This is a genomic window from Ruegeria sp. CDSC054, from assembly GCF_059610645.1.
In genome coordinates, this window is record NZ_JBXWOA010000002.1 from 648,018 (window position 1) to 672,343 (window position 24,326).

At 58.5% G+C, this 24,326-nt stretch carries 20 protein-coding genes and 1 tRNA gene; 7 read left to right on the plus strand and 14 right to left on the minus strand.

Annotated features, from left to right (window positions below; genetic code table 11):
* Nucleotides 1-25: 25 nt before the first annotated feature.
* Together nspC and speB are read left to right on the plus strand one after the other, a co-directional pair.
* Nucleotides 26-1,195 carry a carboxynorspermidine decarboxylase gene (gene nspC / locus AC2FGC_RS07175; protein WP_496725397.1) on the plus strand — a complete coding sequence of 390 codons (1,170 nt, stop codon included), beginning with the start codon at nt 26-28 and terminating at the stop codon, nt 1,193-1,195.
* Nucleotides 1,192-2,034, plus strand: a complete 843-nt coding sequence (gene speB, locus AC2FGC_RS07180) for an agmatinase (protein WP_496725395.1) — start codon at nt 1,192-1,194, stop codon at nt 2,032-2,034. The genes nspC and speB overlap by 4 nt, the downstream gene beginning before the upstream one ends.
* Here the strand turns inward: speB and AC2FGC_RS07185 are convergent.
* Entirely contained in the window at nt 2,031-2,621 is a 591-nt protein-coding gene (locus tag AC2FGC_RS07185; protein ID WP_058278402.1) for an HD domain-containing protein, read from the minus strand. The two genes, speB and AC2FGC_RS07185, sit on opposite strands and share 4 nt — an antisense overlap.
* Nucleotides 2,622-2,721: 100 nt before the next feature.
* Here AC2FGC_RS07185 and AC2FGC_RS07190 point away from each other — a divergent pair, with 100 nt between their 5' ends.
* A complete protein-coding gene (locus tag AC2FGC_RS07190; protein WP_496725393.1) occupies nt 2,722-3,552 on the plus strand; it encodes a LysR family transcriptional regulator in 831 nt (276 codons plus the stop codon).
* Here AC2FGC_RS07190 and lptF read toward each other — a convergent pair.
* On the minus strand, nt 3,549-4,688 hold the full coding sequence (lptF, locus tag AC2FGC_RS07195; protein WP_496725391.1) for an LPS export ABC transporter permease LptF: 1,140 nt from the start codon (nt 4,686-4,688) through the stop codon (nt 3,549-3,551). The two genes, AC2FGC_RS07190 and lptF, sit on opposite strands and share 4 nt — an antisense overlap.
* An 806-nt stretch (nt 4,689-5,494) precedes the next feature.
* Nucleotides 5,495-5,570: transfer RNA gene (locus AC2FGC_RS07200), tRNA-Trp, on the minus strand.
* A gap of 143 nt (nt 5,571-5,713) precedes the next feature.
* On the opposite strand from AC2FGC_RS07200, the gene AC2FGC_RS07205 reads away from it, so the two are divergent.
* A complete protein-coding gene (locus AC2FGC_RS07205) occupies nt 5,714-6,421 on the plus strand; it encodes a lysophospholipid acyltransferase family protein (protein ID WP_496781817.1) in 708 nt (235 codons plus the stop codon).
* Here AC2FGC_RS07205 and AC2FGC_RS07210 read toward each other — a convergent pair.
* The 5 genes from AC2FGC_RS07210 to AC2FGC_RS07230 all read right to left on the minus strand — a co-directional run bounded on the left by AC2FGC_RS07210 (nt 6,418) and on the right by AC2FGC_RS07230 (nt 13,595).
* The gene (locus AC2FGC_RS07210) at nt 6,418-6,663 is read right to left on the minus strand and encodes a MoaD/ThiS family protein (protein WP_496725387.1); all 246 of its coding nucleotides are present in this window, start codon (nt 6,661-6,663) and stop codon (nt 6,418-6,420) included. The two genes, AC2FGC_RS07205 and AC2FGC_RS07210, sit on opposite strands and share 4 nt — an antisense overlap.
* Nucleotides 6,656-8,911, minus strand: a complete 2,256-nt coding sequence (locus AC2FGC_RS07215; protein ID WP_496781820.1) for a xanthine dehydrogenase family protein molybdopterin-binding subunit — start codon at nt 8,909-8,911, stop codon at nt 6,656-6,658. Before AC2FGC_RS07215 ends, AC2FGC_RS07210 begins: the two co-directional genes overlap by 8 nt.
* Nucleotides 8,911-9,390 carry a (2Fe-2S)-binding protein gene (locus tag AC2FGC_RS07220; protein ID WP_496725385.1) on the minus strand — a complete coding sequence of 160 codons (480 nt, stop codon included), beginning with the start codon at nt 9,388-9,390 and terminating at the stop codon, nt 8,911-8,913. The genes AC2FGC_RS07215 and AC2FGC_RS07220 overlap by 1 nt, the downstream gene beginning before the upstream one ends.
* On the minus strand, nt 9,387-10,253 hold the full coding sequence (locus AC2FGC_RS07225) for an FAD binding domain-containing protein (protein ID WP_496725383.1): 867 nt from the start codon (nt 10,251-10,253) through the stop codon (nt 9,387-9,389). Before AC2FGC_RS07225 ends, AC2FGC_RS07220 begins: the two co-directional genes overlap by 4 nt.
* Nucleotides 10,254-10,382: 129 nt before the next feature.
* The gene (locus AC2FGC_RS07230) at nt 10,383-13,595 is read right to left on the minus strand and encodes a reductive dehalogenase (protein ID WP_496781822.1); all 3,213 of its coding nucleotides are present in this window, start codon (nt 13,593-13,595) and stop codon (nt 10,383-10,385) included.
* A 76-nt stretch (nt 13,596-13,671) separates the two neighbouring features.
* On the opposite strand from AC2FGC_RS07230, the gene AC2FGC_RS07235 reads away from it, so the two are divergent.
* Complete coding sequence (locus tag AC2FGC_RS07235) at nt 13,672-14,574, plus strand: LysR family transcriptional regulator (protein ID WP_496781104.1); 903 nt, start codon at nt 13,672-13,674, stop codon at nt 14,572-14,574.
* On the opposite strand, the gene AC2FGC_RS07240 is transcribed toward AC2FGC_RS07235, so the two are convergent.
* Nucleotides 14,565-15,416, minus strand: coding sequence for a LysR substrate-binding domain-containing protein (locus tag AC2FGC_RS07240; protein ID WP_496725377.1), 852 nt, complete (start codon nt 15,414-15,416; stop codon nt 14,565-14,567). The two genes, AC2FGC_RS07235 and AC2FGC_RS07240, sit on opposite strands and share 10 nt — an antisense overlap.
* Before the next feature lie 103 nt (nt 15,417-15,519).
* Here AC2FGC_RS07240 and AC2FGC_RS07245 point away from each other — a divergent pair, with 103 nt between their 5' ends.
* Nucleotides 15,520-16,221: an SDR family oxidoreductase gene (locus AC2FGC_RS07245; RefSeq protein ID WP_496725375.1), complete on the plus strand. Its 702-nt coding sequence runs from the start codon at nt 15,520-15,522 to the stop codon at nt 16,219-16,221.
* 2 nt (nt 16,222-16,223) lie between these two features.
* On the opposite strand, the gene AC2FGC_RS07250 is transcribed toward AC2FGC_RS07245, so the two are convergent.
* The 4 genes from AC2FGC_RS07250 to AC2FGC_RS07265 are packed head-to-tail and all read right to left on the minus strand — an operon-like array spanning nt 16,224 to nt 21,948.
* Entirely contained in the window at nt 16,224-17,495 is a 1,272-nt protein-coding gene (locus AC2FGC_RS07250; protein ID WP_496725373.1) for an NAD(P)/FAD-dependent oxidoreductase, read from the minus strand.
* 39 nt (nt 17,496-17,534) lie between these two features.
* A complete protein-coding gene (locus tag AC2FGC_RS07255) occupies nt 17,535-18,569 on the minus strand; it encodes an ACP S-malonyltransferase (RefSeq protein ID WP_496725371.1) in 1,035 nt (344 codons plus the stop codon).
* Nucleotides 18,566-20,758, minus strand: a complete 2,193-nt coding sequence (locus AC2FGC_RS07260; protein WP_496725369.1) for a dehydrogenase E1 component subunit alpha/beta — start codon at nt 20,756-20,758, stop codon at nt 18,566-18,568. Before AC2FGC_RS07260 ends, AC2FGC_RS07255 begins: the two co-directional genes overlap by 4 nt.
* Nucleotides 20,759-20,781: 23 nt before the next feature.
* Complete coding sequence (locus tag AC2FGC_RS07265) at nt 20,782-21,948, minus strand: pyridoxal phosphate-dependent aminotransferase (protein ID WP_472722965.1); 1,167 nt, start codon at nt 21,946-21,948, stop codon at nt 20,782-20,784.
* A gap of 96 nt (nt 21,949-22,044) precedes the next feature.
* Between AC2FGC_RS07265 and AC2FGC_RS07270 the strand changes: the two genes are divergently transcribed.
* The gene (locus AC2FGC_RS07270; RefSeq protein ID WP_496725367.1) at nt 22,045-22,935 is read left to right on the plus strand and encodes a LysR substrate-binding domain-containing protein; all 891 of its coding nucleotides are present in this window, start codon (nt 22,045-22,047) and stop codon (nt 22,933-22,935) included.
* Between the two features lie 144 nt (nt 22,936-23,079).
* Here the strand turns inward: AC2FGC_RS07270 and AC2FGC_RS07275 are convergent, their stop codons facing one another.
* Nucleotides 23,080-24,237: an acyl-CoA dehydrogenase family protein gene (locus tag AC2FGC_RS07275; protein ID WP_496725365.1), complete on the minus strand. Its 1,158-nt coding sequence runs from the start codon at nt 24,235-24,237 to the stop codon at nt 23,080-23,082.
* Nucleotides 24,238-24,326 lie beyond the last annotated feature (89 nt).

Consider the following 24,326-nt stretch of genomic DNA (forward strand, 5'->3'; position numbering starts at 1 on the left):
TCTCCACAATTGGGAGTTGCCGGACATGTCCGACATGATGACCACACAGGCCGGAGACGCCGGAGCCTTTCGCAGCTTTGACCTGAGCCGCGTGCCAAGCCCATGCTTCGTGGTTGATGAAAAAGCCGTCGAGCGGAACCTGACCATTCTCGCCGATATTGGAACCCGATCCGGCGCACATGTGCTGAGCGCGCTCAAGGCATTCTCGATGTTCTCGCTCGCCCCACTTGTCCGCCAACATCTAGGCGGCACATGCGCGTCCGGCATTTTCGAAGCACGGTTGGGTCGCGAAGAATATGGTGGCGAGGTCGCGACCTTCTGCGCCGGGTACAAGGACGCGGACGTCGATGAAATTCTGTCGTTATCCGATCACATCATATTCAACTCACCAGCGCAAAAAGAACGGTTTCTTGCCAAAGCTCGGAACGCTGGCGTTCAGGTCGGTCTGCGCATCAACCCGGAGCATTCCGAAGGCGAGATCCCAAAATATGACCCCTGTGCGCCCTGCTCTCGCCTTGGCACCCCAATCAGTCAGTTGACGACCGACGAACTGACCGGGGTTGATGGCCTGCACATGCACACGCTCTGCGAACAAGGGTTCGCGCCATTGCAACGCACTTGGGAAGCCGTCCTGCCAAGACTCAAGCCCTTCCTCGGCCAACTCAAATGGCTGAACTTTGGAGGCGGCCATCATATCACGCGCGACGACTATGACCGCGACGGGCTGGTGGCGTTCATCAGGGACATCCGCGAGACATACGGCATCGAAGTCTATCTCGAACCCGGTGAGGCGGTCGCGCTGGACGCAGGTATCTTGGTCGGCGAAATCCTCGACCTGCCAACCAATAACATGAACCTTGCAATCACCGATATCTCGGCCACCTGCCACATGCCTGACGTGATCGAAGCCCCCTATCGTCCCGCCCTGATGGATGAGGCCGAAGCAGGCCATACTTACCGTCTGGGCGGCCCCTCCTGTCTGGCCGGTGACGTGATCGGGGATTATACGTGGGATCAGCCACTGGAATTCGGCCAACGCTTTGCCTTCCTGGATCAGGCCCACTATTCGATGGTCAAGACCAACACATTCAATGGCGTACCGCTGCCCACCATTGCCCTGTGGAATAGCGAAACGGACGAGCTGAAGATCATCAAGCAGTTCGGCTATGACGACTTTAAGGACAGACTCTCATGAGCATTTTCCTCGACAGTGAACTGACCGCGTTTGAGCGCACCGAAGATGCCCGTTTTCGCGTGATCCCGGTGCCGCTGGAGCGCACGGTCTCTTACGGCTCGGGCACGGCCAAAGGCCCTGATGCCATCATCGAGGCCAGCAATGAGCTGGAACGCATTACCGGACATGCCGAGCCATGCGTCGAGGGGATTTTCACAGAAGAACCAGTGGATTGCGACGCCGCCCTGTCCGAGATCATGGAGCGCCTTGCCCAGCGCACCGAAGCCGCTGTTCGTGCTGGCAGGGTTCCAGTGACTTTGGGCGGAGAGCATTCCCTCAGTTACGGCGCCGTCATGGGCGTGACCCGCGCGCTAGGTCAACCCATCGGCATAGTTCAGATCGACGCCCATGCCGACCTGCGCAACGCCTATCAGGGGGAAAAACACTCCCATGCTTCGGTCATGCACCTGCTGGCCGAAGAAGGCGTTCGATTGGCTCAGTTCGGTGTCCGTGCCTTTTCGACTGAAGAGGCACAGAGCCGCCTGAAAAACCACATCTTCCACGTGGATGCAGAAGATCTGGTCACAGGCAATATCCACGCTGTCGACCTGCCAGAGGATTTTCCCGAGCTGGTCTATGTCAGTTTCGATGTCGACGGGCTGGACCCTGCGATCATGCCCGCCACAGGAACTCCGGTGCCCGGTGGCCTTGGATATTATCAGGCGCTACGGCTGGTAGAACACACCCTGAAAGGCCGCAAATGCGTAGGCTTCGACGTGGTGGAACTGGCCCCGAACGGCAATGCCGCCTGGGACTTCACCGCTGCGCAGATCGTTTATCGCCTGATGGCTGCCTGTTAACCCTCGGACGTTTCGTTCAGTTCCATATGGCCTTCGCCCTTGTTCAGGACGCGGCGCAGCATGGGTTCAAAGAACTCAAGCGGTTTGGTCGGATACTCGGGATCAAACGCCTTCTGATCGTATTCATGGCAGAAGTAACGGCAGTCCTCCCAATAGGGGCTGTCGCGGTACTTGTCGCGGGCGTTACGATCGCCTCCCAGGTGGTGATTGTAGTAATAGCCTTGGAATACGCAGTGGTGTTTTAATATCCAGTGGGTTTTCTCGCTGACATAAGGTTTCATCATCGCTGCCGACAGCTCACCGTGGTTATACGGTGACAGAATATCTCCGGTGTCATGGATCAGTGCCGCGACCACCAGTTCTTCATCTGCACCATCCTCATAGGCACGCGTCGCGGCCTGAAGGCTGTGCTGGTAACGATTGACCGGGTATGGCGTCCACGCCTCGTCCAGGGAACGGATCGCGTCCAGGATTCGGTCTGGAAGGGCGGCGTTGAACGCCTCTTCATACTCCATGACGGCGTCCCAATCGGCTTTGGTCGCCTCCTCAAAACTGGTCCAGGTGGGTTTGTGGCTTTTGTCCAGCATGATATTTCCTCTGGCTGATCTGCTATGGCCAGCATATCCGAAGACAGCAGCTGAAAAAAATGAATTGATTTTATCACTTCGATCAAAAAATACTTTCAGCATGCAAATCAAAGCCCTTGAGACATTTCTGTGCGTTGCAGACACCGGTGGCTTCCATGCCGCTGCACGACACCTCAACATCACACAGACAGCGGTCAGCGCCCGTATCAAACTGATCGAAGAGGAAACCGGAAAGCCCTTGTTCACTCGGGGCGCAGGCGGCACCAACCTGACAGAATTCGGACGGCAGTTTCGACCCTATGCCGAGCAGATGTTGTCATTGTGGTCCTTTGCCTCTCGTGACCTACCGGGGCAGACACCGCACCGGATTGCCCTGCGCCTTGGTGCACAGCTCAGCGTTTGGGATCCATTGCTGGTCGATCTGGCCGTTCGTTACGAACAGCGCCATGGCCAGCTGTTGCTAACCCTGAACTACGATCATGACCTCAACATGGTCGAGGCCGTGGCGACGCATGTATTGGATGCGGCACTGACCCACGAAAAACCATCTGATCGGCGCGTTCTATATCACGAACTGGCGCCTGAACGTTTGTTGTTGGTCGAAACCCCCGACGCCGGCAAAGACCCGGTTTTCGTCAATCTCGAATTGGGCGAAGTCTATCAGGACCACGTGCGGTCAGCAGCGCGCAAAGCGGCAGGTCAGACACTTTTTTTGGGCAATTGCATGATGGGTCTGCGCTATGTTTTACGGCGCGGCGGTACGGGTTACTTTCCCGAATATGTAATTCGAGATCAGTTGAGCGACGGCACTTTGGTATCGGTTACCGAAGCGATGGATCTGATGTTGCCGCTTTACTTGGTGACCAGACGGGATAGCGAGGCGTTTGACTACGTGGTGGCCTGCCTGACTGAACTGCGCGCGGCGAATTAAGCCTGCGACAAGGTTCCATTCGCCCCCCGCGATCGGGTGCGCAGCAATGGTCGCCCGGCGATCAACAGGAACACGCACGAAATAAGGACGCCGATAATCGCTGGCAGGTATAGCAATATCCACAGGTTCGGATCATCGATCACAACCGGCGCCACAAAGCCCCGGACACCCTCCAACAGGACCAAAATCGTGAAAGCTCCGAATATCTGTGGCCACAGCCCAAAGCGCGAAAAACTGCCCAGCATCAGCGTTGAAAAACCAGCCATCGCCACCGCGATACAAATGGCGATCCATGAAAAACGCTGATGCAGCTCTTCGATCAGTTCCCCTTCCGAGAACTGCTCGGTCGCAAGAATACTTTCCCGGCCCTGCAACAACTCGAGCGTTGGGATCGCCTCAAGACTGCGCATGGCGTTGGTGTCTGAATTTGTGAGTTCCGAGATGTCATAAGAGGCATCCGCAAAAAGTGTCGAAGACAGCGTCCTGCCTTCTGGATTCAGGCGCAATGCGATCCCGTCCACCATCACCAGATGAATGCCAGTGCCATTGTTGACCAGATAAGCCGTCTTGCTGGAATAGCTTACCGGGTCCTCTTCATTCCGACGATCCGACACGAAAACCTCGGACAGCGTGCCATCCAAATCAATTTTCCCAATGTAGACCGTAACGCCTTGCGCGGGGTGCAGAAATTCACCCTCATTTAAAAGCTGGGCAGTGACGTCTCCGGCAACCTCGGCCTGGCGCTGCTCTAGCTGCTCCACCGATGCAGGGCGCAGAAAGACACTGATCGCGGCCATCATCAGACCGGTCAGGATGCCGAATACGAACACTGGGCGCGCCAATCTCCAAGGGCTGGTCCCTGTGGCCAGCATCACCGTCATCTCGCTTTCGCGGCTCAGGCGGTTGGTGGCATAGACAGCGGCGGCAAAAACCGCCATTGGCATCACGGTGCGGATAAGGGTCGGCAACGTCAGTGCGGTGAATTCCAGAAACACCATCGCGGGTTGGCCGCCGCTGATCACCCGGTCAAATAGGCTGACGGAACGGGTAATCCAGAACACACCCACCAGAACCAGGGTAAAAAAGCCGAACAGAATCAGCAGCTGCCGCAGGAAGTAACCATCAAAACGCGACATGAACCCTCTTCCGCCTGTCTGTTGTGGGCAGGACCATAGGCCATTCCAAAGGCGCAGGAAACCGGATTGATCGAATTGCGCGGCACCTGGCTAAACCAATGTTAACCCCATCTAAACCCCAGGTTCAACACAGCCGCCAATCTGAGTGGAATGAACAACCGAACACGCGATGGAGGAGAATATGATGGCCCACGCAGACTTCATCACCGAAATGGGCGTCTTTTGAAGCCTCGTACATTCGCATGCGGCGTAAAGCCGGTTGGTTGTAGAAAATGGATCGGTCAGATTCAGCCGCCTTTAGACCCCCCCGGGTCTCAAAATTCCCGTATGCAACACCGGCAAAGTTTTCAACGCCACATATTTGCCATATTTCCTTTCAGTTGATACGGTCGCAAAAAAGGCGAATGCCGGTGGCCAAGATAGAGCAGCAGTCAAAATATTCTAAGAGCGTCGCAGCGCTCACCGTGCCAGAGTCCCTAAAGGGCAAACGCGGAGGGCTGTTCTATTTGCTTTGCGAAATGGAGCGAGCTCGGCTTATGAGACTGTACGGACCGAACTTCGAAGACATCATCACAAAGTCGCCCTCGGACCAGGGCTCAAACAACGGTCGATTGGTCAGTATGCTCTCGGTCGACGAGTTCATATTTTTCTAGCAATCAATGCCTGGCAGTTGCGTTGTTCGAAAAGTTAAGAATCGCGTCTTGTGACCGGGTCCCTGCAGCCTCAGATTACACCCCAAATAATTGCAGGATACCTAGCTTGGGTTTCGTTCTTTACGATGAAACGGCCGCAGATCAATGAGGAAATGGCAGGGGCAGCAGGGTTCGAACCCGCGACCTACGGTTTTGGAGACCGTCGCTCTACCAACTGAGCTATACCCCTAAGGTGCGCTTCAAATATGCCAGCCGCGCAGCGGACTCAAGAGGCTTTTTTAGATTCCGCGCGACTAATGCATCCGACAAACAAGTTGCGTGCAGCGTTTAGTTCTATAAGACACGGTTTGGTCAGTACGAGGGACCCAATCCGTGAGTATCCGCAAAAAGATCGCCGACAGCGAAGCCGTTTTGAACTGGGCCGCGCGCCGCATCGCAAGTTATATCCGGATGGTCAATCGCAACACCAAATGGAAGCGCATCGGATACGAAGAACTGGACCAACTGGCCGAACAAGGTGAGCCGGTGATCGTGGTGCTGTGGCACCAAAGGCTGGCGCAGTCGCCGTATTTCTTCCCGCTGGACAAAGGGCGCATCTGTTCAATCACTTCGTCTGCGCGGGCCGGCAGCATGGTAGGTCGGGTACAGAAACTATTCGGCATGGACACCATCGCCATGGCCAGCAAACACAAGAGCAACGTCGCCGTTTCGCGAGAAGTGATCGGCAAGATAAAACAAGGGGTTTCCATCGGCATCGCAGCTGACGGGCCACGTGGACCCGAGCGTGTGCTTTCCACGGTGCCATTGGTTTGGGCGCGCACGTCTGGCAAACGAATCTTCGGGATCACCTTTTCTGCACAATATGGCAGCGAAGCGGGTACATGGGATCGTCTGCTGATGCCCCGCCCCTGGCGGAACACGGGAGTCTTTCTATGCCGCGAGTGGACTGAGACCGTGCCGCGCAAAGCATCCGAAGAGCAAATCGAAGAGCTGCGCCAAAGCCTTGAGCAGCATATGAACGATATCACTGCCGAGGCCGACCGCATGGTCGGGCGCGAACCGTGGTCGCAAGAGGCCTAACCGCCCCTTAACCGCTGCATCAGGTAAACTTCGCTGCCTTCAGGGATTGGCTCGGTCAACCCTGTGGCGATAACGCGGCCATCAATTGCGATAGACACCCCGGCATCAATAGGACCTTGAAGCTGTGGATGGGCCAGCACCAATGCGCGTAACAGTTCTCCGGTCGTCTTGGCTTCAACCTCGACGACCTGCTGGCCCCCGGTCAATGACCGGAGGCCGGACCAGAGATGAACCTCAACCATCGTCCTTGAGCGCGGCCAGAATGCGCGGCGGCGACATCGGTAGTTGACGCATGCGCACGCCAGCCGCATGGGACACGGCGTTGGCAATGGCGGCCAGAGGCGGCACGATGCCGGTCTCGCCGACGCCCCGCACACCGAAAGGATGACCGGGGTTGGGCACTTCGACAATCACCGTGTCGATCATCGGCAGGTCACTGGCGACGGGGATGCGATAGTCGAGGAAGATCGAGTTCTGCAGGCGACCGTCATCGCCGTAGATATACTCTTCGTTCAGCGCCCAGCCGATGCCTTGCGCGGCACCGCCCTGATACTGCCCTTCCACATAGGTCGGGTGGATCGCCTTCCCGGCATCCTGGATGACCGTGTAGCGGGTGATCGAGGTCTTGCCGGTTTCCGGATCAACCTCGGCATCAACGATATGAGTGCCAAACGACACGCCTGCGCCTTCCGGGGTCGCCTCAAAGTGGCCTGAGATCGGACCGCCGGTCGAACCCATATGCGCCGTGATATCGGCCAACGGCCGCGGATCGAAATCACCGGCATTGGGGCCCGAGGGCACCGCACAGCCGTTTTCCCATTTGACTGCGTCCGTCGGAATTCCCCAGCTGGCCGCCGCACGTTCGCACAGTTTTTCGACTGCGTGTTTGGCTGCTTTGATGGTCGCCAGACCGGAGGCGTACGTCACGCGAGAGCCGTGGCTGACGTCGTTGTACCCAAGCGTCGCTGTATCGGCGATGGTCACCCGGATGTTTTCGTAGGGAATGCCCAGCACCTCAGCCGCCATCAGCGCCATTGAAGCGCGCGAGCCGCCGATGTCCGGCGTACCGACCATCAACTGGGCCGAACCGTCCTCGGACAGAGATAGCGAGACCGAAGTTTCACCACCGTGGTTAAACCAGAACCCGCAAGAGATGCCGCGCCCCTGCCCTGGCTTCAGCGGGGCTGAGTAATGCGGATGCGCCTTTGCGGCTTCCAGCGTCTCAACCAGACCGATGCGCTCATAGCGCGGGCCATAGCTGGCTTTGGTGCCCTCGTGTGCCGCGTTTTTCAGGCGCACATCAACCGGGTCGAGGCCCAGCTTCTTACACAGCTCGTCAATCACCGACTCAACCGCAAAAGCCCCCATCGGCGCACCGGGTGCACGATAGGCAGCCTGTTTCGGCCGGTTGGCCATCACGTCATAGCCAATCTGCTTGACATTGGTCAGGTTGTAGGGCGCAAAGGCGCACATGGCGGTCATATCGCCGGGCGCGCCCGGAAATGCACCGCCTTGTAGGCGGAACACGCCCTGCGCGGCCGAGATGGTACCGTCCTTCTTCATGCCGATCTTGATGTCCATCGACGCCGACGACGTGGGACCAGTTGCCCGGAACACTTCGGACCGGTTCATCACAACCTTGACCGGGCGGTTGGCCTTGCGGCTCAGCGCCAGGGCAACGGGTTCGATAAAGACGGTCGTCTTACCGCCGAAGCCACCACCAATCTCGGATGCCGTGACGCGCAGTTGCGAGGTTTCGATACCCAGCAGCGCTGCACAGGTTTTCTGCGCGATCCAGTGGCCTTGGGTCGTGCACCACAGCTCACCCTTGCCATCGTTACCCAACATACCCAAACAGGCATGCGGTTCGATGTAACCCTGATGGGTCGCCTCAGTGACAAAGCTGTCTTCGATGACCAGATCGGCCTCAGCAAAACCGGCTTCGACATCACCGTGCCCACTTTCATGGTAGCGAACGACGTTCGGGTGCATGCCTTCCGGAACCGAATAGTCTGCGGCACCTTCGCGAATGACAGGCGCATCAGAGGCCATCGCCTTGTCCACATCGGTGACGTGGGGCAACACCTCGTATTCGACCTCGATCAGCTTGAGCGCATCGCGCGCTGCCAGTGCCGAAGTGGCCGCAATGGCTGCTACAGCGTGGCCGTCATACAGAGCCTTTTCGCCTGCCATGACGTTTTCCAGAACATTCCAGAATTCGCCCTCCAGTCCCGGTTTGAACGGGACGTCTGCAAAATCCGCGCGGGTCACGACGGCTTTAACGTCCTTATGCGCCTCGGCCTTCGAGGTGTCGATTTTCACGATCCGCGCATGGGCATGGGGCGAGCGTAGGATTGCGCCGTGCATCATACCAGGTGCCGACATATCGGCCCCGAACTTGGCGCGGCCCGTGACCTTGTCCAACCCATCAGGGCGGTTCGGGCGGGTGCCAACAAAAGTGAATTCAGATTTGCGATCGTCGAGTGCCATTACGAAGCCTCCCGCAGTTCTTCTGCCGTTTCCATGACGGCGCGAATGATTTTGTCATAACCGGTGCAGCGGCAAAGGTTGCCCGCCAGCCAGTACCGGGTTTCTTCTTCGGTCGGGTTGGGGTTCTTTTCCAACAGAGACTTGGCCGCGACCAGAATACCCGGAGTGCAGATACCGCACTGCAGCGCTGCATGTTCGATGAACTTCTGCTGCAGCGGGTGCAGATCGTCACCATCCGCGATGCCTTCGACGGTCTCGATAGTCTTACCATCTGCTTCAACCCCCAGCATCAGGCATGAGCAGACCAGCCGGCCATCAACTGAGACCGAGCACGCACCGCAGTCACCGGTCCCGCAGCCCTCTTTCGCGCCGGTCAGGTTCAGTTTGTCGCGCAAACAGTCCAGCAGGGTCTCCCGCGGATCGCACAGGTATTCGACAGTGTCGCCATTTACAGTGGTAGATACGTGGAACTTGCTCATGCTTGTTCTCCCTTCGCACGGGCATAGGCGATTTTCGCGGCGCGCTTGGCAAGAACGCCAGCGACCTCGGTGCGGAACGCGATGGTGCCGCGCTTGTCGTCAATCGGGTTGCATGCAGCGGATGCCGCAGCAGCCAGCGCATCAAGCGCGGCATCGTTCAACGTACTGCCGATGATGGCCTTCGCGCAGTCTTCAACCAGTAGAACGGTCGGGGCGACAGCACCCAGCGACACGCGGGCTTCGGTAACAGTGTCGCCGTCCAAACGCAGGTTCACCCCTACGCCGACAACAGCAATATCCATCTCGGTGCGTGGTATGAACCGCAGATAGGCGTCGCCGCCATCCTCACCCCGTGCGGGAATGTGCACGGCCGAGACCAGCTCACCCTTGGCCAGCGATGTCTTGCCAGGGCCGGTCGGGATATCTTCGACAGCAACTTCGCGATCGCCACCCGGGCCTGTCACGGTAACGGTAACTCCGGCGGCGACCATGGCAGGCACGGAATCCGCCGCAGGAGAGCCATTACACAGGTTCCCGGTCAGCGTTGCGCGCCCCTGCACTTGGGTTGATCCGATCAGGTCCATCGCCTCGACCACACCGGGCCAATCCCGGCCCAGTTCGGGGTGCTCGCTCATTTCTGCACCGGTGGCAGCGACTCCCAGCGTCCAGCTGCCATCGGCATTGCTGTTGATGTCGCTCACGCCATCAATCTTTTTGATGTCGATCAGCGTGTCGGGTGTCACCAGTTCCGAGCGCAGCTGCACCAGTACATCGGTGCCTCCTGCAAGAAATCGGGTAATGCCCGTCGCATTCGCGGCCAGAGCCGACGCCTCGGCAAAGCTGGCGGGGCTGTGATAATCCATGAAAATACCTCGCACCTGTTGATCAGGATTCACTGGGGTTCGCAGGGGACGTTAGTGCAGCTACCCCACGGCGTCCATGGCTGGAACGACCAATTTTTGTGTTTATCGAAGTCGTTTTCAGACCTCAGATCAGAGGTCGAGTTCGATCACACCGTCAGGTTCAGCCGCACGGCTTTGACACAAGATGATCGCGCCCTCGCGCTGTTTGTTGGACAGAACGAAATCACGGTGCTCAATATCGCCGGAAACCACGCCGCATTTGCAGACGCCACATATACCGTCGGCGCATTTAACATCCACGTGAATGCCCGCCTCGTTCAATACCTGAGCGGCATCTTTGCCTTCCGGGACGGTCAGTTCCCTGCCCGACTTTGCCAGCTTCAACGTGAAGGGATGGTTTTCATATTCCGGCTGTTCCGGAACTGAGAAATACTCCAGGTGCCGCGCCTCTTCGGGAAATCCCTGCCTGTCGGCCGCTTGTATGACACCGTCCATGTAGCGATCCGGTCCGCAGGTATAGACGTGCCACCCTTCCTGATACCCCGACAAGACGGCATCCAGATCGGCGCGTGTTCCTTCATCTGAGAAATGAAAATGCACATGGTCGGCCCAGGGCATCGCCGCCAGATCGTCCAGGTACCCAGCCCCAGCGCGGGTGCTGGCGGAATAGTGTAACGCGAACGGCTTGCCCAAGCTGTGCAACCGATGAGCAAATGCAATCATCGGGGTGATGCCGATCCCGCCGCCCATCAAAAAAGTCTTTGTTGCGCTCTCATCCAGTTCGAAATGGTTGATCGGTTTCGAGATGAAGACCTTGCGCCCCTCACTGAAGATTCGATGCAACAGGGCCGAACCACCACGACCTTCATCCTCGCGCAGAACGCCGATCTGATAGACTGACCCGTCCGATGGGTCCCCCGACATAGAATACTGACGCAGAAACTCAGGCGCGACCAGCACATCCAGATGCGCCCCGGCAGTCCAATCCGGTAAAGGCGCACCATTCAGGGCCGAGAATTCATACTTAGTCACATCCGCCGTCATCTTGTCGACCTTGGTCAGCGCAACCCGCATCACCGGCGCATCGCCCGCGATCGAGTAACGATGCACGATCGATGTATCCCCTGCTGCCTTGCGGTTTTTGTATTCTTCGGCTGACACCATCGCCTGATAGGCCGCAATCCCGGCCTCGCGGTCCATCGCAAAGGGATATGGCCACGGATGGGGGGCCAGATAGGCAGGGTAGACGGCTAATGTCTGATCGTCGTACTTCAGGTCCAGATCCGTTTGCAGGTCACGCCGGTTCAGCGGATGTTTCGTCGGACGATAGGCTCCGTCCGTTTGCAATTCGATATCCCACCACCATTTCTTGGTGTCGTTCAATCCGCCATTACCCACGGCATCGTCCAGTTTCGCCAATGCCGGCGCGGCTTTCGGGATGTTTATCGCGGCCCAGCGGAACGGGCGTTCCTTGAAGATACCCTCAAGGTTCCACGGGCACGTCTTCATGCAACGCCCGCACATCGCTCCGCCGGGGGTGGTCACGCGATAGGTCGCACATTTCTGACTGTCGGATTTCCAGATCTCATAGCCGTTGAACATGAGTTTTGGCCCTGCGGTGATTGCCCCTGAAGGGCATTCGCGCGCGCATTTGTTGCAGCTTTCGCAGAAAGTCTGCAGGCCAAAATCAATCGGTTTGTCGTGCTCTATCGGCATGTCGGTCGTCACCGCGCCAGACTTGAGCCGGGGCCCGAGATAGGGGTTCAGGATGACCTCACCAATCCGGCTGACCTCGCCCAATCCGGACAGAAGCAAAAGCGGCGGCTGAAGCACCTCGCCATCCATGACCGTATGCGCCTTGGCTTTGTAACCCAGGTTGCGGATCTGCTGCGCGATTACACCGCCCAACAGCGAAAACCGCAGATAGGCGCGCATCGACTGGGCAACTGCGATCCAGTCGTCGCCACTGGACCCCTCCATGGTTTCATAGCCTTGATCGATGATCACGCTGATGGCTTGATCATGGGGCGGGTTGATCTCTTCTCCGGTCGCGTCGTGAGAGTACCACGCCCATTCCGGGCAACGGCTGAGGCCCACGGCATCGCCTCCAATGAAATAGGTCGCGGCCTTGATATTCGCGGCATTTCGGGCGGCATCGGTCGGGCGCGAGCCATCTGCGCTGTCGCCATCCTGCAATAGCACAAATGCGCCCAATGAGCGGCGCTGGGCGAAACTGGGGGCGGCCTTGCGCACATAGTGCCCCCCCCTGGCTGCATCCTGCAGCGGTTTGCCCATATCCCCGAATTGTGCGCGGGCAAACATGTCGGCGCGTTTGGGAACGCGGGCCACGTTTTCTTCGTCGATGTAGGTCGTTGGGTCTTCGACGCGCTTAAGTTTCTCGAACGGATGCGCCCCGTCCACGTAGCGTCGTTTGGCGTAAGCATCCCTGTTCAGCGCGTTCTTGGCGAACCCCGTTCCCAGCCACCACGCCGGACCTTGTGTACGAAACCAGGGTTGCTGCGCCATGGGTTGCAGCGGTTGATCATGCGCAATCTCCATCTCTGTCGTAACAGCTGCCAGACCAAACCGCTTGCCCAGCCACGGCACGACAACATCGCCATCCTCGACCGAGGCCAACCCAGCCGCCACCGCCAGTTTTCCTAGATCAACTTCAGAGGACATCGCGGTATGTGCCCGCGCATCGAACCCCAACAACCGGATATAGTTGGCAATCACCACCGCATTTTCGGTCGCCAGCAAACAGGAACGGTGGTCCTGCGCGTCCATGATCCAATCTGAACCAGGCTCGTCCGAGTCTGGATCACGGTTGTGTTCATAGACAAAGACGATGGCGTGGCGGTGGGTGTCCATCGGCTTGGGCGCGGCCTCCATGCTTTCCTTCAGGTCGGCCATGATGACGTCGATGCCCGACGCCAGCGTTTTAGTCTGCCGGGTCTTCAGCGCATGGGCCAGACGATCAATGTCGGGGTTATGACGCGGCTGGGGCAGCATCGCCTCGGCAGGCAAAGGCCCGCACCCCATCATCGACGCGTCATTGAAATAGCCAAAAGCCTTAAAGTGATGGGCGCGCGTGGTCGGATCGGCCGGGATTTCAGAGGGCACAGCATTCGCGAATCCATCACGAATAGCGTCCATCATCGCCTGAAACTCACCCATGGCGTTGATGATGCTTTCAGGCTGTTCCGGCCGGTGAAAACTGAGTTCAGGCATCGGCGGCACGGCAGACAGGTCCGGCACAACGCTCTGACGTGCCAACCGCTCCAACGGATAAGGCCCCATGTGGACCGGCCGGTTCTTGTCCGAGAAAAAGCGGATCCCCATCGTGCGCCTCCTGATGTCTAGGTCTCACCTAATGCGGCGTGGACAGTAAATCCATTCATGAATAATCATAAGCGGTATGAGCAAAATAGATTTCATGGATCTGGATGGAAAAGTCCTGAGGGTCTTTCTGACCATTCTCGAAGAAAACTCGGTGTCCAAGGCCGCAGATCGGCTTGGCGTGACACAATCGGCCATCAGCCACACCCTGTCCAAACTTCGGGTGGTTCTGGGCGATCCGTTATTCATCAGATCAGGGCAGGGTCTGACCCCTACTGAGCGCGCCTTGTCCCTGAAAGATCCTGTTCAGCAGGTTCTGGACAATATGCGGGCGCTGACCGAGGATCGCCCGTTCGACCCGCTGTCCGAAGAGATGGTCTTTCACATCGCCACAAACGACATGCCGAGGGAATTGATTTTCCCGCAATTGCTGCAAAAGGTTCGGACCGAAGGCGTGCGGCTGGGGTTGGGGTTTATCCCATCAGGTGTTCCAGACCCTGAGCTGCTGCGCAGCGATCGGTGTCAATTGATGCTGACGCCTTTGCCGCCGGATGGACCGGACATCTTTCAAAAACGCATCCTCAGCAGCCCGCTGATGATCTATTACGATGGCGCGCGACGATCTCCTCCGGACAGTTGGGAAACCTATTGTGAAACCGAACATGTCGAAGTTCGTTTTGCGGATGGCCGCAGCTCGCGCGCTGTTATGCGGGGTGTCGATCAAAACCAGATCAGGCCACCGACGGTTACCCTGCCGCATTTCAATGCCATTACCTCATTTGTGAAAGGCGGCGACCTGATTTCAACTGATACGGCGTTGATGAAACACGGGCCGCTACATGCGTTGGATTGTGCACCTCTGCCCTTCGCGTGCGACCCTGTCTCTATCTACATGGTCTGGCACCAAAGATCTTCCAACGACCCGGCACATCGCTGGTTGCGTGACAGGATCGAAGCCATCGCAGCGACGCTTCAGGATTGAGACAGCAACCAGTCTTTCATCACTGCGACCAGCGCGGGTTGGCGTGGCTGTTTGGGTGTTACGATGTAAAAGCCCAAGTCCTCGACCAGCTCGTCCGGGATCGGGCGCACCAACTGACCGGCGGCCAACTGGGCAGAAACAAGCGGTTCGTTAGCAAGCGCAACACCCTGGCCCGACACGGCTGCGTCGATGGCAAGGCTGGTCTGGCTGAAACTCATCATCTTCGGCTTGCCCGTGATCCCTGCACGCTGCAGAAACAATGGCCACAGCCCATGGGTGTCGTTCAGCAGAGTGTGCTTTGTCAGGTGAGCAGGATGCGCAATTCTGGCCGCCATCTCAGGACCGCAAACCGGAATGAAAGTTGTGGAAAACAGAGGCACTGCGACCACCCCGGATCCAAACGGCGCACGCCCTTGCCGAACAGCAATGTCGACACCGTCCCCCTGGAAATCCGCCAGCCGTTCCCGCGCGTCGACCTGCACGGCAATATCAGGGTGGTGCCGCGTAAAGTCCGGGAGTCGTGGAACCAGCCATTTCGAGGCAAAGCTGGGCGTGACAGATATAGTAATTTGTCTGTCCCCAGAAAGATCCTCGACGGCCTCTTCGATCAGACGGAAGGCCCGGCGCAAGGGCGCATGGAGTCTGCGCCCAGCCTCGGTCAGCGCAAGGCCACGCGGCAGGCGGTCAAAGAGCGTCACAGCCAATCGTGCCTCAAGCCCGCGTACCTGCTGGGCGACGGCACCTTGAGTGACGCCCAGGTCCTCGGCAGCCAAGCGAAAGTTCAGATGCCGCGCCGAAGCTTCGAAAGCCCGCAAGGCGTTCAGAGGGGGAAGAGCCACCATCGTAGCACCCTGTAGTTTTTCTACATCATAAGGCCAGCAGAACTGATTGGTCAATCAGATCGCCAAAGCGCATCTTCATGCCATCAATGAATGGAGAAATCACATGACCAAAGTGGCGCTGATAACAGCGGGCGGCAGCGGAATGGGCGCAGATTCAGCCCGACGTCTGGCCGCAGATGGATTTAAGGTCGGCATCCTGTCGTCTTCGGGCAAGGGTGAGGCACTGGCGCACGAATTGGGTGGTGTTGGCGTGACCGGGTCAAACCAGTCGACGGATGATCTGCAAAAACTGGTCGATACCGCGATGTCCCATTGGGGGCGCATCGACGTGCTGGTCAACTCGGCCGGTCACGGACCGCGCGCGCCAGTGCTGGAGCTGACGGACGAGGATTGGCACACCGGTATGGACGTCTATTTCCTAAACGCCGTCAAACCAACCCGGCTGGTGACGCCGATCATGCAGAAACAAGGTGGCGGGTCGATCATCAACATCTCTACTTTTGCGGCGTTCGAGCCCGACCCTGTCTTCCCAACCTCGGGCGTGTTCCGCGCAGGTTTGGCCGCTTTCACCAAGCTGTTCTCGGATCATTACGCGGCCGACAACATCCGGATGAACAACGTCCTGCCAGGGTTCATCGACAGCCTGCCAGAGAAAGAGGAGTTCCGCGCACGCATCCCGATGGGCCGCTATGGACGCAGCTATGACGAGATCGCCTCGGTCGTGGCAATGCTTGCGTCAGAAGGCGGCGGCTATATCACCGGTCAGAACATCCGGGTGGATGGCGGCATCACCCGTGCGGTCTGAGGTCAGAACCGCGCTTTGACAAAATGGGTCAGCGCCGCGCCGGTTTCAAAATAGGCGCGGCGTAGCCCTTTCCACTTTTCCTGATACTCGGGGACTGCGGGCACCGGCAAAATACTTGGGTCGTCCTGCAACAGACTTTGGGCAATAAGGCGGCCAAAGACGGTGCCTGGTCCGATCCCACGCCCCGAAAATCCATGAACGGACAGAGCGTTGGGACCGATCTGCGTAATCTTCGGGATGTGGTCCGACGTCATAGCGATGCGGCCATGCCACCCTTCGACCAATGGCTGATCGGCCAGTTGCGGATACAGCTGTGCCAGTTTGCGCTTGATCCAGCTCTTGTGAATCCCGCCGCCTGCCTGATCCAGATCACCCATGGCACCGATGATAAACCGCCCCTCTTGATCCATTCGGAACGAGGTCATGATCAGGTCTGTGTCCCAGCACCCCTCATCCCCCGGCAAAACGCTAGCGCGCAGATTGTCGGACAATGGGGCCGTGGCATATTGGAAATAATAGACCGGCACATAGGCGGGGGCCGATGCGGTCAGATCACAGTGATAGGCATTGGTCGCCTGAATGACCCATTTGGCGCGCACTGTGCGCCGAGCAGTCTTCACCTCCCAGATTCCATCCATCTGCTGCATGGACAGAACCGGATCTTGCGTGGAAACTGACGCGCCAGCCTCGACCCCGGCACGGGCCAATCCACGCACATATGCCAATGGCTGGATGGTTCCGGCGCGCGGATCGAATAGGGCGCCACCAAAGGCCGCGCTGCCGGTGCGCTGCGCTGTCAGTTCTGCAGACAGCAACTCAACCGGTGCGCCAGCAGCGCTGAGTTGCGCATGGCGCGCCTGCAGATCCCGAAGACCCGCAGCCGAATGCGCACAGTGCAAAGTTCCGTTGCGCACAGGTTCGCAGTCTATCCCAAGTTGGTCGATCAGGCTGAACACCTCTGATGGAGCAGCAGCCAGAAGGTCAACCAGCCGATCCCCAACCATGTCACCCAGATGCGCGCGAATCTCAACGGGCGGCAACCAAAGTCCCGCATTCGCCAGCCCGACATTGCGGCCCGATCCGCCGTGACCGATGTCATGCGCCTCAAGCAGACAGACCGAGGCACCAGCCTTGGCTGCAGTCAGGGCCGCAGAACAGCCGGTGTACCCACCACCGATCACCGCCAGATCAACAGTGATATCACCGGTCGAAACACCGGGTTCGACATGTTCACGGCATGTGTTCAGCCAAAGGGACTGGTTGTGGTCGCTCACTTCGCGCTCCTTGAAATTGCGCGGATCATCAGGGCAGCGTCAGCCGGTTGCAAGCGCTCTTTGATCCTCGCGCCCCATGGCGATCAGGAAGGGTTGCGCATCCTGTTTCGCTTGAAAATCAGCCTTGTTACCCATGCCACGCCAGTTCGCCAGAACAAGGGATTGCGCCACTGCGCCACCTAAGGTTGCGCCGGGGCCGGTAACAATGAACATATCGGGCGCGAACTCTTGCGCGGCGGTCTGGATCGCACGGGTAAAGTCATAGGGTTCGGTCACTTGGTGACCCAGGGTATAATCCCAAAGCGCCAGCGTATCCGTGGCACCCGGCCACCAGATCTTTCCACGGCCGTCGATTAGGGGGCGTTCAGGCTGTCCGAACAAATTCGCGCCCAAGCGCGCACGCCCTTCGGCAGCGACCGGTGCCTGCAAGGATGTGTGAAACGCGGCATGGTTTGGCAGGCGCATCGGGAAACGGTCCTGCACCGTGGGTTGCGACGCCTCGAACGCCTTCAGCCCCATTTCATTGCCTGCCAGAACCAGCATTCCGCCCAGATCAATGGACAAAGCAAGGTCGTGACCGTCCATCGCATTGATGCGTTTCACATCCGCCAGCAGCTCTGCCTTGCGAACAGCGTCGTTCGCCCAACCGTCGTCGGCAAAGGGATAAACCAGTTGGCCACCGATCAGGTGATCCTGCATCAGTGTTCCCATCGTGTTCACTAAGCGAAACCCGCGGTCAGGCGACAACGCCCCGGCAGCGGCCAGCGCAATATACCACCCCATCGAGTTCCCGGTGACCGCGACCACCTCGATATCATCGGCCAGCGATTGCGCGTCCGCCAGCGAAGCTGCGTAGATGAGCGGTGAGGCAATATCGCCTTTTGAATACTTGGAAACTGTGAACCGCGCCGCGCCATCCAATGCGGTAACGGCCTCTTGCCCTGCTTCCGCACGTATCGCGTCGAAGCCCCGAAACATCGCATTCTGCTGCGCGTGATGGCGATGCAGATAGCCAAGCTCGGGCTTGTTGTATGTACCCCGACCAGGGCAGATGACGACTGCTGTGCGGGTCATGAGCGGCCCCCCGTCAGTTTTAGCGCAGCGGCGACAATCCCCTCTTTCGACGGCAGCGGAGCAGCATAAGCGGGGCCAGTGGCGATAAAACAATCTTCGGCCACGACGCGCGCGCTAGGGGTAGAGGGACTGTTTTCGGTGAAAAAGGTCATCAGCGCCTCGGACTGGCTGCCGGTCCGGCGACACTCGTCGACGATAAGGACGTGTTTGCAACCCTTTGTGGCCTGACGCAGAGCCTCAATCGGGAGAGGTGCCAGCCAGCGCATGTCGATGATACGGGTTTTCACGCCTGCGGCCTCCAACTCGGGCCGAGCCTGTTTCGACAGATAATGCCCGTTGCCATAAGTGACGATGGCCAGATCTTTACCCTCGCCATGCACGCCAACCTTACCCAGCGCGATACTCTGGCCAGGCGACGGATACGTCGTCATCCAGCCTGCGTCCTGTGCATCGTGCAGATCGCGCATCGGATAGAGGGCAATCGGTTCCAGAAAGACCACCACCCGCTGTTCTTCGCGCGCCAAACGAACGCATTCGCGCAGCATCTTAGCCGCATCTGCGCCTGTCGACGGGCAGGCAATGATCACGCCCGGAATGTCGCGCAGGACAGCCAGCGAGTTGTCATTGTGGAAATGGCCGCCGAACCCTTTCTGATACCCAAGCCCCGCGATGCGTAGAACCATCGGGTTGGTGTACTGCCCGTTCGAGAAAAAGGGCAGGGTCGCGGCCTCGCCCCTGATCTGGTCCTCGGCATTGTGCAGATAGGCCAGAAACTGGATTTCGGGGATCGGAATGAACCCGTTATGCCCCATGCCGATGGCCAGTCCCAGAATGGACTGCTCATCCAACAGCGTGTCGATCACCCGGTCCGGGCCAAAGCGTTGCTGCAGTTTCTGGGTCACGCCATAGACGCCGCCCTTGCGGCCGACATCTTCGCCCATGCAGACGATCTCGCCGTGCTCCAGCATCAGATCGGTCAGCGCCCAGTTGATCAGACGGCTCATGGATTGCGGATCATCCATTGCCCGCATGTCGCCGCCAAAGGCCTTGGCACGCGCTTCGGTACTGGGACCGTAAGTGGGCTTACAGATCCGTTTTGGCGGGATCAGGCTGGCCATGACCTCGGACGCCGTAGTCAGGTGCGGACGGGTTGCGGCCTCCGCCGCGATGCGGTCCGTGCGGGCGCAGGTATCTTCGTAGATTTTCAACGCCTGTTCCGGCGCCAACGCCCCGGCCTGTTCCAGCAAGCGCACCGAGTGCAGCAGGGGATCGTTGGCCTCGTCCGCCTCCACTTCGGATTTTGGTAGGTATGTAGTCGGCACATCTGCGCCTGCGTGTCCGTAAAGGCGGACGGTTTTCAGGTGCAGGAAGGCTGGTTTGCGGCGGGAGCGGACATACTCGGCGGCTTCCTTGGACACTGCGTAGGTCTCGTAGATATCCAGACCGTTGGCCTGAAAGTACTTGATCCCGGGGCGATGCTCCATCGACGCCTGTATCCAACCCTTGGGCGTTTTGACCGAGATTCCGATCCCGTTATCCTCACACACAAACAACAGCGGCAAAGGCGTCGACTGCACGCTGGTCCAGCCTGCGGTGTTGATCGCGCCCTGCGCTGTAGAATGATTGGCCGAGGCATCTCCGAAGGAACACATCGCAATCCCGTCCAAGGGCAGGTCACGGTGTTCAGGATCGTGTCTCCGCGCGGCACCTAGCGAATACGCAGCGCCCACCGCCTTGGGCAAGTGGCTAGCGATAGTCGAGGTCTGCGGTGGGATCGTCAACGCTTTGGACCCCAGTACCTTATGCCTCCCGCCCGAGGTCGGATCCTCTTTCGAACAGGCAAAACTCAGCAGCATGTCCCACGCGATCTGCTGGCCCGACACCTGCTCAGCCCGCGCGATCTGGAACGCCGCGTCCCGGTAGTGAAGAAAGGCGATATCGGTCGGGCGCAAGGCATGCGCCACGGCGGCCATCCCTTCGTGGCCGGATGATCCGATGGTGTAAAACCCCTGCCCCGCCTTCTGCATGGCCCGGCTGGTCCTGTCCAACGCTCGGCTAAGGACCTGTGACCGGAAAAGCGACACCGCATCGGTATTGCTCAGACCCTGCCGCGGCTTTGCTCCGTCGGGAAAGTCGCGATTGGCGACCCGGGTCAGGAAATTCTCGTGAACGATCTGGGCGCGGTCCATTGGGTGTCTTCCGGTCTTATTGGTTACAACTTGTCGGTAGCGTCCGCGATACGGCGCATACCTTCTTGCAGGCTTTCAGTGGCATAGGCAAAAGAAAGCCGCAAATGCCCCGGCATCCCAAACGCACGCCCTGGCACCAGCGCCACACCCGCCTCATCCAGCAGAAAGCGACAGAATTCATGGTCTGTGGCCATTTTCGCATGAGTTTTGGGAAAGACGTAAAACGCGCCATCCGGCACGGCACATTCCAGACCAGCGGCGTTTAGCCCTTCGGCGACGAGATCGCGGCGCGCTCGCATTGCCCGACGGCGTTCTGCCAGCAAGCCTTGCGGCCCGGTGATGGCCTCCAATGCTGCAGCCTGGGCAATCGAACACGCCCCCGACGTGATTTGCCCCTGCACAGCCACCATCGCCTTGATCAACTCAGCAGGGCCAATTCCCCACCCGATGCGCCAGCCTGTCATGGAATAGGCCTTGGACACGCCGTTTACGATCAACGTTCGTTCCGCTAATTCGGGAACGGCCTGCACAAAGGGCGTGAAAGGCACAAAAGACAGGTGTTGATAAATCTCGTCAGAAATCACCCAGACTTGAGGATAGTTTTGCAATACCGCGCCCAGCGCCTGCAATTCCGCCTTGGAATAGACCGCGCCAGTTGGATTGGACGGGGAATTCAGCAGCAGCCAACGCGAGCGCGGGGTGATCGCGGCTTCCAACTGATCCGGCGTCAGTTTGAATTTCTGCGTCGCCGGACAGCTGACGACTACGGGGACACCGCCAGCCAAACTGACCATATCCGCATAGCTTGTCCAGAATGGCGCAGCCATAATCACTTCATCGCCGGGGTTCAGAGTTGCCATCATTGCGCAGGACAAAACCTGCTTGGCACCCGTCGAAACGACTACGTTCTCGGGATGCGCGCCAGCCTCAGTCGCGATCGCTGATCGCAAAGTGGGCGTTCCTGCCGTTGCGGGGTATCGCGTCTGCCCGTCAATAGCTGCGCGGTGGGCCGCCTCAACAACATGCGACGGCGTTGGGAAATCAGGCTCGCCAGTGCTGAGCGCAATCACGTCGACACCCTGCGCCCGAAGGCGCGCGGCCTGTTCGGAAATGCGAACGATCTCTGACAGCTCAATACCGTCCAGCCGGTCGGCGGGCTGAAACTCTTGAATACTGGTCGTTAGGGTCATTGATCCACATCCACATTGGATTCCACGCCTCTGTATCGGGCTGGTGCACGGCAATTGCCAGTGATATTCCGTGTGAAAGGTATGAGGATTTGTAATATGATTGCGCCCCGTCGGTTTCTACCCTCGATCCCCTCACTTCTGGCACTGGAGGCGGTTGATCGCCTCGGCAGTGCCTCGGCTGCAGCCGAGGAGCTGTCATTGACCCAAAGCGCGATCAGCCGACAGTTGAAGTCCATGGAGGACCAACTGGGCGTTGCGCTCATTCAGCGAAACCAGATGCGATTGCACCTGACCCCCGCCGCGAAAGATTATGTTCAGGTGGCGCGCACAGCGCTAAACCAAATTGCGCAAGCGTCACTGAAACTGAAGGCCAACCCAACAGGCGGGTCGCTGAACCTGTCCATCCTGCCCGCCTTTGGAATGCACTGGCTGGCGCCGCGCCTGCAGGATTTTGCCCGTCGCCACCCGGAAGTAACCCTAAACCTGAGCACATGCCTCAAGCCGTTTGATTTCGAGACCGAACATTTTGATGCCGCCATCCACTTTGGCCAAAAGAACTGGCCGGGCGTCAACTACCTGCCGATCATGCGTGAAGATGTGGTTCCGGTCTGCGCGCAGGACCTGTTGCCCGATCAGGAGCAGGACTTGGGCTGGCTAATGACGGCTCCCCTGCTACATCTAGAGACTCGACCGGACGCTTGGGAGCGATGGTTTGCGGCACAAGGGCGTGACGTATCAGGGATGCGGGGAATGCTGTTCGATCAGTTCTCGACCATGGTGCAGGCCACGATCCACGGGCTGGGAGCGGCGCTATTGCCCAGCTATCTGATCGAAGACGAACTGAAAACCGAAAGGTTGGTTCCCGCATGGAACGGACCCCGCATCAGCCTTGGGCAATTCTTTTTGGTCTGGCCACAGTCACGACCGGAATCCGAACCGCTACGGTCGTTTCGGATATGGCTGCAAGGTCAGGTTGGCCAATTCTGATCCCAAACTGCGCAGCCTCCGGCTTTGCGTCCTGCGGACGGCAGAGGGGCCGGGCAGGTGCGGGCTGCGCCCGCACCTGCCCGGCCCAACGGGAGGAGACGTTTTCCAAAAACGTTGACGACAGGCGGGAGCCCTTTGGGTGCGTTACTTATCCAGTGAGCGGGCGATCAATTCTTTCATGATCTCGTTGGTGCCGCCATAGATCATCTGCACCCGCGCATCCGCATAAAGCCGGGCGATCGGGTATTCCATCATGAACCCGTAACCACCGAACAACTGAAGGCATTCGTGCATGATCTCGTTCTGCACTTCCGAACCCCAGTATTTCACCATCGAGGCCGTCGCCGCATCCAACGTGCCCGCCTCAAGTTGTGCGATGCAGTCATTGACGAAACTGCGCAGAACCTCGGCCTTGGTTTTGCACTCGGCCAGTTTGAACCGCGTGTTCTGAAAATCCATAACGCGCTGTCCAAAGGCCTTGCGTTCCTGCGTATAACGCACGGTCTCGGCAATCGCGAAGTCGATCGCACCCAGCGCCATGATACCGATGGTCAGGCGTTCCCACGGCAATTGCTTCATCATCTGATAGAAGCCCTGACCTTCCTCGGGTCCGATCAGGTTGGTCATGGGAACCTTGACGTCTTCAAAAAACAGCTCGGCCGTATCGTTGGCCTTCATCCCCAATTTCTTGAGGTTACGGCCGCGACGAAACCCTTCTGCGCCTTCGGTTTCTACGGCGATCAGCGATACGCCCTTGGATCCCTGCGATTTATCCGTCTTTGCGGCCACCAGGATCAAATCGGCGGATTGGCCGTTGGTGATAAAGATCTTGGATCCGTTCAGGCGATAGGAATTTCCATCCATGTCTGCGGTGGTGCGAACGGACTGAACGTCCGAGCCTGTTCCGGGCTCAGTCATGGCCAAAGCGCCGACCATCTCACCGGATGCCAGACGGGGCAGCCATTTGTGTTTTTGATCCTCGCTGCCGTATGCGTTCAGGTAATGGATAACGATAGACTGAATCCCAAATCCCCAGCCTGCATCGCCGCGTGCGGATTGGCCGTACAACGTGACCGCGTCAAATCCGATCCCGCCGCCTACGCCACCATATTCCTCGGCAATAGCGCCGGCCATCAGCCCCATTTCCCCTGCCTTGTTCCAGAACTCGCGATCGACCATGCCGTTTTGGTTCCAGCGTTCGATATTGGGCACAAGTTCGTCGTCCATGAACCGGTTTGCCATTTCGGCAAACATCTGATGTTCGTCAGTGACCCAGTTGGCGGTTGACTTGAATAGCGACATGTAGGCTTCTCCCAATTCGAATTTCGATCAGGGTAGCGTTGGGCACCGCGCAAACCAACCCATCCACCGGATTGCTACGCAACGTCTTT

Bases quoted from the DNA above. Each gene is read 5' to 3' on its own strand.
- AC2FGC_RS07215 (WP_496781820.1), bottom strand. From the start codon at position 8,911: ATGGCACTCGACGATCGCAAATCTGAATTCACTTTTGTTGGCACCCGC.
- AC2FGC_RS07225 (WP_496725383.1), bottom strand. From the start codon at position 10,253: ATGGATTATCACAGCCCCGCCAGCTTTGCCGAGGCGTCGGCTCTGGCC.
- AC2FGC_RS07265 (WP_472722965.1), bottom strand. From the start codon at position 21,948: ATGACCCTAACGACCAGTATTCAAGAGTTTCAGCCCGCCGACCGGCTG.
- AC2FGC_RS07255 (WP_496725371.1), bottom strand. From the start codon at position 18,569: ATGACCCGCACAGCAGTCGTCATCTGCCCTGGTCGGGGTACATACAAC.
- speB (WP_496725395.1), top strand. From the start codon at position 1,192: ATGAGCATTTTCCTCGACAGTGAACTGACCGCGTTTGAGCGCACCGAA.
- AC2FGC_RS07275 (WP_496725365.1), bottom strand. From the start codon at position 24,237: ATGTCGCTATTCAAGTCAACCGCCAACTGGGTCACTGACGAACATCAG.
- AC2FGC_RS07240 (WP_496725377.1), bottom strand. From the start codon at position 15,416: ATGGTGGCTCTTCCCCCTCTGAACGCCTTGCGGGCTTTCGAAGCTTCG.
- AC2FGC_RS07235 (WP_496781104.1), top strand. From the start codon at position 13,672: ATGAGCAAAATAGATTTCATGGATCTGGATGGAAAAGTCCTGAGGGTC.
- AC2FGC_RS07220 (WP_496725385.1), bottom strand. From the start codon at position 9,390: ATGAGCAAGTTCCACGTATCTACCACTGTAAATGGCGACACTGTCGAA.
- AC2FGC_RS07230 (WP_496781822.1), bottom strand. From the start codon at position 13,595: ATGGGGATCCGCTTTTTCTCGGACAAGAACCGGCCGGTCCACATGGGG.
- lptF (WP_496725391.1), bottom strand. From the start codon at position 4,688: ATGTCGCGTTTTGATGGTTACTTCCTGCGGCAGCTGCTGATTCTGTTC.
- AC2FGC_RS07245 (WP_496725375.1), top strand. From the start codon at position 15,520: ATGACCAAAGTGGCGCTGATAACAGCGGGCGGCAGCGGAATGGGCGCA.
- AC2FGC_RS07190 (WP_496725393.1), top strand. From the start codon at position 2,722: ATGCAAATCAAAGCCCTTGAGACATTTCTGTGCGTTGCAGACACCGGT.
- AC2FGC_RS07185 (WP_058278402.1), bottom strand. From the start codon at position 2,621: ATGCTGGACAAAAGCCACAAACCCACCTGGACCAGTTTTGAGGAGGCG.
- AC2FGC_RS07270 (WP_496725367.1), top strand. From the start codon at position 22,045: ATGATTGCGCCCCGTCGGTTTCTACCCTCGATCCCCTCACTTCTGGCA.
- AC2FGC_RS07260 (WP_496725369.1), bottom strand. From the start codon at position 20,758: ATGGACCGCGCCCAGATCGTTCACGAGAATTTCCTGACCCGGGTCGCC.
- AC2FGC_RS07210 (WP_496725387.1), bottom strand. From the start codon at position 6,663: ATGGTTGAGGTTCATCTCTGGTCCGGCCTCCGGTCATTGACCGGGGGC.
- nspC (WP_496725397.1), top strand. From the start codon at position 26: ATGTCCGACATGATGACCACACAGGCCGGAGACGCCGGAGCCTTTCGC.